We start from the raw sequence: 11,783 nt of genomic DNA, 5'->3' as shown, positions 1-11,783 counted from the left end.
TGGCTCTGCGCGCCTATTCTTTGAGAAGCACCCGGAAGTAAAAGCCCAAAAGTTTTGGGGTGGCCATTTATGGTCACGCAGCTACTACATGAGCAGGGAAGTTGTTGAACACTATATCGATAATCAACGCTGATAACACCTTTTGGTGTTAGTTTGTGCATTCATCTACCTGGTTAAAATCAGGAGATTTCTGCGAATCCTTTCATTAAAATTTTTACGAAGGAACGTCCCGGCTTGGAAAAGCAGATTGCATACTACGACCAACAATTTGATTACGCAACCGCAATCATTGACCTTCGTAAGTCGCTCAATTTAACCCAGCAGCAATTGGCAGACCGAATCGGGGTTCCTCAACCAACGATTGCTCGTTGGGAAACTGGTAATGGCAATATCACAATGAAAAACATGGAAAAAATTGCCCATGCGGCCAACAAAAAATTAATCATTGGCTTTGCTTAGTCATTTTGCTATTCTTATCGTTTCTTTCATATACGACATATAGTGTAAGATATCAAAATATGTCGTATATGAAAAATCCAATCACTATTTTGATCGCCAATTAGTGAGACCGGGACATTCAAATTCCGGGTCTCGCTTTTTTATTACGTAAAAAGGGCCAACCACTTCGAAAAAATTGGTCAACCCTTTTGTTAATTCTTTAAATTGAGATAAATGATTTTATCTTGCCTATAGACCAACAGCGCCAACGTGACTGGTGCTAGTCGCTCACTAGCCCAAATATGGATTGTCCGGTACTCTCACCAGATCATCAGCAACTAATCGTTCAGCAATCTGAACAGCATTCCAGGCAGCACCTTTTAACAAGTTGTCAGAAACAACCCACATGTTGAAGGCCCCTTCGTTTTCATAATCAGGGCGAACCCGGCCAACAAACGTTTCCCGTTTACCCTCAGCATTAATTGACTGTGGGTAGATTTGGTGAGCCGTGTCATCTTGTAAGACAACGCCATCAGCTTGGGCCATCGCATCCTTAATCTGATCAGTCGTTGCACTCTTGTCGGCAACCTCAATGTAGACTGATTCCCCATGAGCAATTCGGATTGGCACTCGGACACAAGTTGCTGTTACCTTGATGTCCTTGGCATCCATGTCGTCCAACATGATCTTCTTAGTTTCGTGGATCATCTTCCACTCTTCATGAGTGTAATAGCCATCTTGTTCGAAGACATCAATTTGAGGTAAGAGGTTAAAGGCCATTTGGTAATGCTTTTTGTCACCCTTAGTTGGCAAAATCTTTGGATCAGTTGGTTCGCCGTTCAAGACTTGTTGAGATTCTTCCATCAACTCATTAAGGGCAGATTGACCCGCACCGGAAACGGCTTGATAAGTTGAAACGATAACTTGCTTCAAACCAAATTTCTTATAGATGGGTTCCAAACAAACCACCATCTGAATAGTTGAACAGTTGGGGTTTGAGATAATACCGCGATGATTGTATAGCGCTTTTTCGTTAACTTCAGGAATGACCAATGGCACTTCTTTTTCCATTCGGAAAGCACTGGTGTTATCAACGCACACTGCACCACGTTTAACAGCTTCTGGCAGGAACTTCTTAGAGGTTGAGCCACCTGCTGAAGACAGCACCAAATCAATCCCATTGAATGAGTCTGGGGTGGTCTCTTCGACGGTCACATCTTCGCCTTTGAATTGAAGCACCTTACCTGCGGAACGTGATGAAGCCAGTAACTTAACACTCTTTACAGGAATGGTTGATTGTTCCAACTGCTGGATCATCCGAGTTCCAACAGCACCAGTAGCACCTAAAATTGCAACGTTAAACTCTTTCATCATAAAACTCCTTTTCTATAGTGAGCGGAGCAAAGCGGTTAGGAAGCGGAGCATAAGTCTCCTCAAACTGAAATTCCCGATTTTGGAATTTTGGTTTAAGGTGCTTATGCGCAGCTTTCTGCTTTGCGCAGCTGTCCTAAATATAGTGAGCGGAGCCGGGCATTTAGAAATTGGAACATAAGTCTCCTTCGGCGAAAATTCCCGATTTTGGAATTTTTGCTGAAGGTGCTTATGTGGAGGTTTCTGCCCGGCGCAGCTGTCCTAATATAGTGAGATTAGAAACTGGAGCCTAAGTCTCCTCCCGCAAGAATCCCTGGTTTTGGGATTTTTGCGGGAGGTGCTTAGGCGGAAGTTTTTGCTTTGCGCAGCTATCCTATTCAGCTAATTCTAACAAATATTGATTCATGCGATCCATTGCCAACTTGATATCTTCATCAGCGGCTGCATATGACATTCGAATCCAACCTTCACCTCCAGGGCCAAATGCTGAACCTGGGGTCACGCCAACCTTAGCTTCCTTTGCCAATTTAGTCGCAAATTCCACTGACGTTTCGTTTATTGTACCAGGAATTTTGGCAAAGATGTAAAATGCGCCTTGAGGAAAGGCAATTTGCATCCCCATTTGCTTCAATCGATCCGCGATGTAGTCCCGCCGCTTCTCATAAGTAGCCCGCATTGGGATTGGATCATCCAAACCATTTTTCAAAGCTTCCGCAGCTGCATACTGAGCAGGATTGGAAGGGGCGGTGACAACAAATGCATGCATCTTGGAAGCATTGGTAATAAAGTCCTTGGGAGCGGCTAAATAACCGATTCGATATCCGGTCATCGCATGGGACTTGGACAAGCCATTGATCAAAATCGTTTGCTCAGGAATCATGCTGGCAATTGAGTGATGCTCAACCCCATAAGTCAGTTCACAGTAGATTTCATCGGCCAAAACATACATCTTGTGCTGAGAAATAATGTCTGCCAACGCCTTCAATTGGGCCTCAGAATATTCAACGCCGGTTGGATTGGTTGGATAATTTAAAATAATTGCTTTAACCTGATCGCCGTTCTCATCGAGAGCTGCCTGCAGTTTCTCAGGGGTTAGGACAAAACCATCGTCAGAAGTATCAATTGGAATCAATTCTGCGCCAGCGACTTTGATGATTGGGAAATACAACGCAAATGCTGGGGTTGGGACAATCACCTTATCACCAGGATTCAAAATCGTGGTTAGGGCTGAGTAAATTGCTTCCGTTGCACCAACCGTGACGATTACTTCCGATTCCGGATCGTAATAAACGCCAGTCCGCTTTTGAAGATAATTGCTGATACCTTCACGCAATTCAATAATTCCCTTTTGGGCTGAATAATGTGATTTATTCTCCTTGATACTTTCAATCGCAGCTTGCTTGGCATGTTCCGGCACGTCGAAGTCCGGTTCACCAATCGTCAATTTCACAATCCCAGGAACTGATGAAATCTCCTGATCAAATTCTCGAATTCCTGAAGGGGCAACTGACGCAACGTTCTTGTTAACAATCCCTGAAATTTTGCTATCTAACTGTGGCATTTTATCCTCCCGTTGTTGATATCTATTTTAACTCTGTTGTTGTTATAAAATGTTTTCCAATCCGAAAATGAGCTCCGTCGCTTTGGCCGCAAATGGGACCGCAATTTTAACCCCACTCATAAACGAACCACGGTCAAACGAGTCCTGTCTAATGGTTAAGGCCTCGCCTTTGCTGCCGAAAAGCACTTGCTCATGGGCAACGTAACCTGGCAGTCGAACCGAATGGATCTTGATGCCATGATAGTCACCACCACGAACACCCTTCAAAGTTTCCTCTGATGCTGGTGCTGGCTTGTCACCACGGACTTCACTGATCATTTGAGCAGTGGAAAGTGCCGTTCCTGATGGGGCATCCAATTTGTCTTCGTGATGCATTTCAATGATTTCTGCATCCGGCATGTACTTCGCAGCTTCCTTAGCAAATTTCATCAACAACACTGCGGAAATCCCAAAGTTCGGTGCAATCATGCCACCAACCTGTCTTTCAGCTGCAAGCTTCTGTAACGTCTTAACTTGGTCTTCACTCAGACCTGAAGTTCCAACAACTGGATGAATGCCATGTTCAATCGCAAATTTGGTATTCTCAAATGCAGCCGCCGGAACCGTAAAGTCGATCCAGACATCCGCATCAGTTTGAATATCATCTAATTGACTGAAGACTTTCACATTGTCACTCAACCCCATCCCTTGCAGATGGTTCCTATCAATTTCGGGATTATAGGCGCCAACCAATTCAAAATCGTCAGTCTCATTGACCATTTGAACCGTCTTTTGACCCATTGAACCCGTAAATCCAGCTACTAGAACTTTGATCATCGGAAAAACTCCTTTTTAACCATTATTTTTTCAATTTAAACCCGTGCTTTATCAAACGGAATGTCTGACAATTGGGCAACCCCAAGGGCAGTGGCCAATTTGGCCTCTTCCTCGTCGTTTAACGAGAGAATCGGCAAACGGCAATCCCCGACGCCATACCCGTTGGCGTTTAATACAGCCTTAACTGGAGATGGTGATGGGTACATGAACAATGCCGCCATTTTAGGGGTGAGATCACGCATCAATTTGCCCGCTGCGTCAACGTTTCCTGAAGCCAAGTCATCGTACATTTCACGCATTTCACTACCATAGATATGGCTGGCAACGGAAATGACCCCGTTAGCACCCACTGTTTTAGCGAATAATGCCTGGGCATCTTCACCTGTGTAAACGTTAAATCCTTGGGCAACGTTTTGAACCAAGTACTCCAAGTCTGCCATTGACCCACACTGCTTAACACCAGCAATGTTTGGGTTCGAAGATAAGGCCACGATGGTATCGGTTGTCATTGTCACGCCAGTTCGGCCAGGAATATTGTACATAATAATCGGAACAGCAGATTGAGCTGCAACCGTTGTAAAATGCGCAACCATCCCCCGTTGGTTCGGCTTGTTATAGTATGGCACAACTACCAGAGCGTAATCAATACCGGGTATCTGGCTAACTTCAGCGGTAAATTCAGTCGTTTGGCGGGTATTATTACTTCCCGTTCCGGCGATGATCGTTCCTCTACCAGCCACAATCTTGGCAAATCGGGTATAGAGTTCGATTTTTTCATCATGGCTCAAAGTTGGCGTCTCGCCAGTAGTGCCACCGATGACAAATCCTTTACTGCCAGTTTCAATACAATGATTGGTGAGTCGTTCGAGGGCATCAAAATTGATTGTCCCATCGTCCCCAAATGGCGTGATAATTGCTGTCATAATATCTGCATTAATCATAAGAACCCCTACTTTCTTAATTGACCTTGATCTTCATCGATTACTCATTCATCCTGTAATTCAAGAATCTGATAATTGACCCAACACCCTTTGAAATTGACGACTCCTTCGGGTTCAAGGTCGCTGAATGCAGTTGAGAGTCATCATCGACTCCCAGCCAAAACATGGTACCCGGGATCTTCGAAAGCAGATAGCCAAAGTCTTCGCCGGTCATGGCCGGTTCGGTCTCAACGAATTCTGTTTTCGGGTCCTGTTTAGCAAATGCTATGAAACGTCTGGTTAATTCGTCGTTATTCTCGACTGGTAAATAGCCACCTTGATTAAATTGAATATCTACCTTGGCACCATAACTAGTGGCAACCCCATCAGCAACTTGCTGTAGTCGATCGACAATGTGCTCGATCATCTTCTGAGTGAGCCCCCGGATCGTCCCTTCGATTCGGGCTTGACCGGCAATCACATTTCGGATCGTGCCGGCGTCCAATTTGCCAAAGGTGATCACGCCACCCTCAATTGGATTAACGCTTCTGGAAACAATTGTCTGCACTTGGTTAACGAACTGGGCTGCCGCAACCACCATATCGTTAGCATCTTGCGGATAAGCCGCGTGCCCGCTTTTACCGATCAGATCAACGTTCACTTCAGTGGTCCCGGCAAATAACGTTCCCATCCGACAGCCAATCGCGCCAGCCGGTAAATCAGGATTGTCATGCAAACCATAAAATTCATCTGGCCGCCATTTTCCTTCAAATGCGCCTAATTCATAAGCAACCTTACCGCCATTTTCACTTTCTTCAGCGGGTTGGAAGAAGAAGATCATGTTATCCTTTGGCTGATGTTCCGTGAAGTAGTTGAGAACCCCAAGGGCCACCGTCATGTGAATGTCGTGCCCACAAGCATGCATCACACCGGGATTTTTGGAAGCGAACGGTAATCCTGTAGCTTCGGTCACCGGCAAGGCATCGATATCAGTTCGATAACCAATTGTCCGCTGAGGATCACTGCCATTCACATAAACCAGCAAAGCAGTCGGTAAGGATTTAACCTCTCTAATTTCAATATACTGTTGATTGAACTTTTTGATCGTCGTCAGCAGATAACCGTGAGTGGTAAACTCGTGCATTGCCAACTCTGGATGTTCATGTAAATGGCGGCGAATATCAATTAATGCTTCCTGAGTGATTTGAGCCATTTAATCACAGCTTTCTTAAATCGTCTTCCAAACCCGTTTCAGATGTTGTCTTATCGTCAACATCTTTGATTTTACGGGCAGGGACACCGGCAACGACTGTACGGGGAGCAACGTCTTTGGTTACAATTGCGCCGGCAGCAACCACCGCACCTTCACCAACGTGGACGCCTTCAATGACAACCGCGTTAGCGCCAATCAACACATTATCGTCGATTTGGACTGGTGTTGCCGAGGCGGGTTCAACCACCCCGGCAAGCACCGCGCCGGCACCAATATGCGAATGTTTCCCAACAATGGCTCGGCCACCCATGACAACGCCCATGTCGATCATGCTGTCATCGCCAATTTCCGCGCCGATATTGATAATGGCGCCCATCATCACAACAGCGTTATTGCCGATGGTGACGTGATCTCGGATAATCGCACCTGGTTCAATCCGGGCATTAATATCTTTAACATCTAATAATGGAACAGCGGAATTTCTGGAATTTGCTTCGATTTCATAGTCATCGATTGCTGATTTGTTTTTCTTCAAGAAATGTTTGACGTCTTTCCAATCACCAAACAAGGTAGCCGTGTGCTTTTCCGCGAAGGCCTTGATCGTTTTTGGAAATTTGATGTCCTTGATTGATCCCTCGAGATAGACCTTGACGGGCGTCTTCTTTTCAGCATTACCAATAAAATCGATGATTTCTCGTGCGCTTAATTGATCCATTATGATTCTCCTTCGAGTTATTTCCTATTGTAGTGGTTGATCGAGTGATACTAAATCTGCAAATGTTTCTCGTTTAATTGCTAACTGGGACTTGCCATTTTCGACAAATACCACAGCCGGCCTTGGATTACGATTATAGTTTGACGCCATTGCGTAGCCGTAAGCCCCAGTTGCCAGCATTGCCAGCACGTCTCCCGGCTTAGTTGCGGGTAAAGCCTGCTTTTGGATCAAGATGTCGCCTGATTCACAATACTTGCCGGCAACCCGAACCGTTTCTTTCATTGGTGCCTTGGGATTGTTAGCGAGGACTGCTTCATACTTGGCTTGGTATAAAGCGGGACGAATGTTGTCGCCCATACCACCATCTACCGTCACATACGAACGAATCCCGGGAACATCTTTACGGCTGCCAACTGTGTACAGATTATAACCTGCCGGGCCAGCAATTGAACGACCGGGTTCGATCCAAACGGCTGGCATTGGTAAGGATAGTTCACCAACTCGTTTCTTGATCGCCTTGACAATCGCGTCCACGAACATCTCAGGGGCAATCGGATCGTCTTCTTCAGTGTAGCGAATCCCAAAACCACCACCGACGTTAACCACTTTGGCTTCGTACCCAACTTCTTGATGCCATTGACCTAATGTATCGATCAATTTAGTGGCCGCCATTTCAAAGCCCTTGACTTCAAAAATCTGAGAACCAATGTGGCAGTGAATGCCAAGCATGTTCATCCGTTTGTCTGCCAGCACTAAGTCCAGTGCTTTTCTGGCCTGACCACTTTGAAGATCAAATCCAAATTTACTATCTACCTGGCCGGTTTGATCATATTCATGGGTATGAGCGGAAATTCCGGGCGTCACCCGTAACATCACATTGATGCTGGCGTCTTTTTCCTCTAAAATCTGCTTCAATAAGTCAATTTCATGGAAGTTATCCAAGATGATGACCCCGATTTGGTGATCAACAGCCATTTCCAACTCATCAACCGATTTGTCATTGCCGTGAAAACTGACATGATCCATTGGAAAGCCTGCTTTAATCGCGGTGTACAACTCACCGCCAGAAACAACATCGATGTGCGCATTTTCTTGATTCACCAATTGAAACATGGCGATGCAGGCAAAAGCTTTGCTGGCGTAACTGACGGCATAATCAACTCCGTTATCGTTAAAGACCTTTTGGAAATGATGAATCTGATCTCTAATTGCCTTAACATCATAGACAACCAATGGTGTTTTATATTGTTTGACCAGATCAAGGCTGTCGACACCGCCGATTTCTAGATGGCCTGATTGATTGACTGATAACTGATCGAGCTGATTACTCATGTTGGGTTCCTCCAAATGTTTGTAGTTGATGGACTGTTAATTTTGATTCAATGTTTTTGATTCATATAAGACGCATAGGCATGGACTCTGTTATGGAATGCCATTACTCCGTTAGGCAGAAGATTACGCATAAGCGGCCTCTGCTTGGCATCATGGATGAAACGTGTTCCACCAAGCAGCGATCTGCACGTAGGCACCTTTCTACTTGGCGTCATAGATGAAATGTGTTCCACCAAGCAGGAATCTCCACATAAGCACCTTTAGGAAAAATTCCAAGCCCAGGAATTTTTCCTAAAGGCGTCTTATGCTGCGATTCCTAACCGCTTGGTTCCACACTCTACAAAAAAAGTCCCTTCATTCGGCGCTAGCCAAACAAAGAGACTCAGAATTTTATAGTCGCAATAATATTCTTTATCAATTGTCGTTAGCGCCCCGCCACGGCGTACCATGGCGACAGTCCAAAGCCTCTTAAGCTGAGTCCCAGCGCGCCAAAGGCTACCTCCCTTGGTGCTTCGGCAACCGCCCCTTTTGCCAGCTTCAAAGTCCAAGTAGGAACTCCACTGGTTACTGATGTTGGTCGCAACCTCTAATGATTTAATTGACATAATTCTATAATGTTTCTCATAAAGTGTCAACTGTTTGTGGAAATTTATGCAAGATAGTGTGTGAATACTAGATGTACAGATAGAATTGAGAAAGTTAAATTGTAATACTGCACAAAATTTTTTATTGGTTTGGGGGATGGGTTGGTGGTTGGGTTGTTTTTTACGTAGATTAGGACCGCTCCGCAAAGCAGAAGTCTGCACCTAAGCTAACCCAATCAAAAATCCCAAGCCCGGGGATTTCCGATTGGGTTAACTTAGGATCCGACTTCTAACCGCTTTGCTCCGCTCACTCTCACTCTTGCAAATTCATTCAAAAATGCTAGAATTCGTTTTAACGATTTCTAATCGAATTGTTAATTGATGGGAACATCCAGGGAGTGGAAATTAATGAAAGTTGTCAAGTTTGGGGGCAGTTCTCTTGCGGACGCCGCCCACGTTGAAAAAGTCGTTCAGATTGTGCAAGCCGATCCAGATCGCAAGGTTGTGGTTACTTCTGCACCCGGCAAACGTTTTGCTGGTGACATCAAGGTAACCGATCTGCTCATCAAATATGCCAATGCCACTTTGGCAGGCGATACCGATCCAAAGTATGTTGCTGATATTTTCACTCGTTATGAAGAAATTGGCCAAGGATTCAATGTTCCTGAAGCTGTATTAGCTGACATTAAGGCCAAATTAGAGTCGCTACCAAAACAATCCTATCCAAATGATGATTATTTGATGGCGGCTTTTAAAGCTCATGGTGAGCGATTAAATGCTGAGCTTTTTGCGGCCTGCCTCACTCAATCAGGAACCAAAGCCCGTTTCGTTGACCCTAAGGAAGCCGGTATTTTACTCAGCGATGATCCGAACCAAGCGTCTGTGCTGGAAGAAACCTATGATAACCTCAAAAAAATTAAAGTTGGTGATGAAAAGCTCGTCTTTCCTGGATTCTTCGGCTTCACTAAAAATGGTTACATTGCAACCTTTGCCCGGGGTGGATCTGATATTACCGGTTCAATCCTCGCCCGCGGTCTGAATGCTACTCTATATGAGAACTTCACCGATGTCGATGCCATTTTTGCTGCTAACCCTAAGATCGTTGATCATCCACTGCCAATCACCAAGATGACTTTCCGCGAAATGCGAGAACTCTCTTATGCCGGCTTTTCGGTGTTCAATGACGAGGCCATCATTCCGGCTATCCAGGGTCAAGTTCCAATCAATGTCAAAAACACCAATAACCCTGACCTGCCGGGAACACTAATTGTCCCTGAAAAAGATGTCACCCCAACCCGACCGGTAACTGGAATTGCCGGTTCAAATCGCTTTGCGGCTCTCTACTTGCATCGTTACTTGCTGAACAAACAAGTTGGGTTTACGCTCAAAATTTTGAACATTTTATACAAGTATGGCGTATCATACGAACATATGCCCTCCGGAATTGATGACCTCACCATTATTTTCGACCGTAATCAGCTGGATACCGACACCATTCACAAGATGTGTGCCGATATTCAGAAGACGCTCAATCCTGATACTTTGGAATGGATTGACGATTATGCGATCATTATGGTTGTCGGTGAGGGAATGCGTGCTAAAATTGGTACTATTGAGAACATTATTCGTCCCCTCGCTGAACATGGCATCGCCGTCCACATGATTAACCAAGGTGCATCCCGAATTTCAATCATGTTGGGGACTCGCGAATCGGATGCCGATGATACTGTCAAATATATTTACCAGCACTTCTTTAGTAATACGAAATTAAAGGTTTAACAAATCAGTTTCATAATTGGAGGAACACATGATGGTGCAGTTATTAAAAGTCCACGGATCCCAAAACCAATTTTTCATTCTTGATCAAACGCAATTAAAAAATAAGCTTTCCGATCAGGAACGAGTTGACTTGGCAAAACACATCACGGATGAAAAAGCCGGTCTTCTGAATGGCGCCGATGGCTTATTAGTGATCGACAGTTCAGATCATGATGGTGCGCTTGGCAGCATGGAAGTCATCAACACGGATGGTAGTATCGCTTCAATGTGTGGCAACGGCTTAAGAACCGTTTCCCGCTACTTGTCAGAAAAATATGGCAAGGATGAGTTCAAGGTTCAGACCCAGGATAGTGACCTTGATGTTCATAAAGAAGCTGACCTCGCGGCTGGTGTACCAACCTTTAGTGTTGAAATTTCACCCATTTCTTTCAACAAGGAATCCCTGCCATTTGATAACTTTGGCGTGGACAAAATCATTGACCAACCAATTCCTGAATTTGGGGTTGGCGTTCATTTTACGGCCTTAGCAGTTCCAAATCCCCACTTGATTGGCTTTGGCAACTTCAAAACAATGAAGCCTGATGGCCTGAGAGTGTTAGGTTCCATGCTCAATCATAAGAACAAGTATTTCCCAGATGGTGTGAACGTCAGTTTCGCGGAAGTTGAAGGGCCAAACACCCTCTTTGTTCAAACTTTCGAACGCGGGGTCGGCATGACCAACGCCTGCGGAACTGGGATGTCAGCTGCCAGTTTGGCCTTTTGCTTGAACAAGCCCGGCATGGCTGAATTTGAAAAGACCATTACCGTTTATAATCCAGGTGGCATGGTCAAGACCCGTGTTCATAATAACGATGGCGACTACACCATTGATTTGATTGGTAACGCCACCTTCACTCACACTGTTGATATCGATGAAGCCGCTCTTCATGCAAATGACTTGAGTGATGCTGAAGTTGAGGAAACCAACGAACAGGATGCTTACGATCAATTCGTAGGCGCACTCGATAACGGCCGATTCTAAACATTAAAACAAGCCTAAGATAGGGTACAGTTC

Annotated in this window: 11 protein-coding genes and 1 riboswitch; of the genes, 4 read left to right on the top strand and 7 right to left on the bottom strand. The window is 45.0% G+C overall.

The window, feature by feature from the left end:
* Together QUF07_RS06740 and QUF07_RS06735 are read left to right on the top strand one after the other, a co-directional pair.
* Window positions 1-133, top strand: a 133-nt coding sequence (locus tag QUF07_RS06740) for a transposase (RefSeq protein WP_289427049.1), incomplete at its 5' end; no start/stop codon positions are given.
* Window positions 134-234: 101 nt separating this feature from the next.
* Window positions 235-459 (top strand): helix-turn-helix transcriptional regulator, encoded by a 225-nt coding sequence (locus QUF07_RS06735; protein ID WP_217165022.1) that lies wholly within the window; start codon window positions 235-237, stop codon window positions 457-459.
* Window positions 460-729: 270 nt separating this feature from the next.
* Here the strand turns inward: QUF07_RS06735 and QUF07_RS06730 are convergent, their stop codons facing one another.
* The 7 genes from QUF07_RS06730 to lysA form a co-directional block, all read right to left on the bottom strand.
* Window positions 730-1,812, bottom strand: coding sequence for an aspartate-semialdehyde dehydrogenase (locus QUF07_RS06730; RefSeq protein ID WP_217165020.1), 1,083 nt, complete (start codon window positions 1,810-1,812; stop codon window positions 730-732).
* Window positions 1,813-2,182: 370 nt separating this feature from the next.
* Window positions 2,183-3,370 (bottom strand): aminotransferase class I/II-fold pyridoxal phosphate-dependent enzyme, encoded by a 1,188-nt coding sequence (locus QUF07_RS06725; RefSeq protein ID WP_289427047.1) that lies wholly within the window; start codon window positions 3,368-3,370, stop codon window positions 2,183-2,185.
* A 42-nt stretch (window positions 3,371-3,412) separates the two neighbouring features.
* On the bottom strand, window positions 3,413-4,186 hold the full coding sequence (gene dapB, locus QUF07_RS06720; RefSeq protein ID WP_217341845.1) for a 4-hydroxy-tetrahydrodipicolinate reductase: 774 nt from the start codon (window positions 4,184-4,186) through the stop codon (window positions 3,413-3,415).
* 35 nt (window positions 4,187-4,221) lie between these two features.
* On the bottom strand, window positions 4,222-5,127 hold the full coding sequence (gene dapA, locus QUF07_RS06715; RefSeq protein WP_217165014.1) for a 4-hydroxy-tetrahydrodipicolinate synthase: 906 nt from the start codon (window positions 5,125-5,127) through the stop codon (window positions 4,222-4,224).
* 40 nt (window positions 5,128-5,167) lie between these two features.
* Window positions 5,168-6,319, bottom strand: coding sequence for an N-acetyldiaminopimelate deacetylase (locus QUF07_RS06710; RefSeq protein ID WP_289427046.1), 1,152 nt, complete (start codon window positions 6,317-6,319; stop codon window positions 5,168-5,170).
* A 4-nt stretch (window positions 6,320-6,323) separates the two neighbouring features.
* Window positions 6,324-7,034, bottom strand: a complete 711-nt coding sequence (dapD, locus tag QUF07_RS06705) for a 2,3,4,5-tetrahydropyridine-2,6-dicarboxylate N-acetyltransferase (protein ID WP_217165010.1) — start codon at window positions 7,032-7,034, stop codon at window positions 6,324-6,326.
* Between the two features lie 24 nt (window positions 7,035-7,058).
* The gene (gene lysA / locus QUF07_RS06700) at window positions 7,059-8,366 is read right to left on the bottom strand and encodes a diaminopimelate decarboxylase (protein ID WP_056981461.1); all 1,308 of its coding nucleotides are present in this window, start codon (window positions 8,364-8,366) and stop codon (window positions 7,059-7,061) included.
* A gap of 417 nt (window positions 8,367-8,783) precedes the next feature.
* Window positions 8,784-8,963: riboswitch (Lysine riboswitch) on the bottom strand.
* A gap of 395 nt (window positions 8,964-9,358) precedes the next feature.
* On the opposite strand from lysA, the gene QUF07_RS06695 reads away from it, so the two are divergent.
* Window positions 9,359-10,729, top strand: coding sequence for an aspartate kinase (locus QUF07_RS06695; protein ID WP_289427045.1), 1,371 nt, complete (start codon window positions 9,359-9,361; stop codon window positions 10,727-10,729).
* 31 nt (window positions 10,730-10,760) lie between these two features.
* Window positions 10,761-11,750: a diaminopimelate epimerase gene (gene dapF, locus QUF07_RS06690; RefSeq protein ID WP_289427048.1), complete on the top strand. Its 990-nt coding sequence runs from the start codon at window positions 10,761-10,763 to the stop codon at window positions 11,748-11,750.
* The last annotated feature ends 33 nt before the right edge of the window (window positions 11,751-11,783 follow it).

The sequence above is a fragment of the Lentilactobacillus sp. TOM.63 genome, assembly GCF_030361045.1.
Classification (GTDB): Bacteria; Bacillota; Bacilli; order Lactobacillales; family Lactobacillaceae; genus Lentilactobacillus; species Lentilactobacillus dabitei.
This window is presented reverse-complemented; position numbering and strand designations above follow the sequence as displayed.

Coding starts and splice junctions, on each gene's coding strand:
- QUF07_RS06695 (WP_289427045.1), top strand. CDS start 9,359: ATGAAAGTTGTCAAGTTTGGGGGCAGTTCTCTTGCGGACGCCGCCCAC.
- QUF07_RS06725 (WP_289427047.1), bottom strand. CDS start 3,370: ATGCCACAGTTAGATAGCAAAATTTCAGGGATTGTTAACAAGAACGTT.
- dapD (WP_217165010.1), bottom strand. CDS start 7,034: ATGGATCAATTAAGCGCACGAGAAATCATCGATTTTATTGGTAATGCT.
- QUF07_RS06730 (WP_217165020.1), bottom strand. CDS start 1,812: ATGATGAAAGAGTTTAACGTTGCAATTTTAGGTGCTACTGGTGCTGTT.
- dapA (WP_217165014.1), bottom strand. CDS start 5,127: ATGATTAATGCAGATATTATGACAGCAATTATCACGCCATTTGGGGAC.
- dapB (WP_217341845.1), bottom strand. CDS start 4,186: ATGATCAAAGTTCTAGTAGCTGGATTTACGGGTTCAATGGGTCAAAAG.
- lysA (WP_056981461.1), bottom strand. CDS start 8,366: ATGAGTAATCAGCTCGATCAGTTATCAGTCAATCAATCAGGCCATCTA.
- dapF (WP_289427048.1), top strand. CDS start 10,761: ATGGTGCAGTTATTAAAAGTCCACGGATCCCAAAACCAATTTTTCATT.
- QUF07_RS06710 (WP_289427046.1), bottom strand. CDS start 6,319: ATGGCTCAAATCACTCAGGAAGCATTAATTGATATTCGCCGCCATTTA.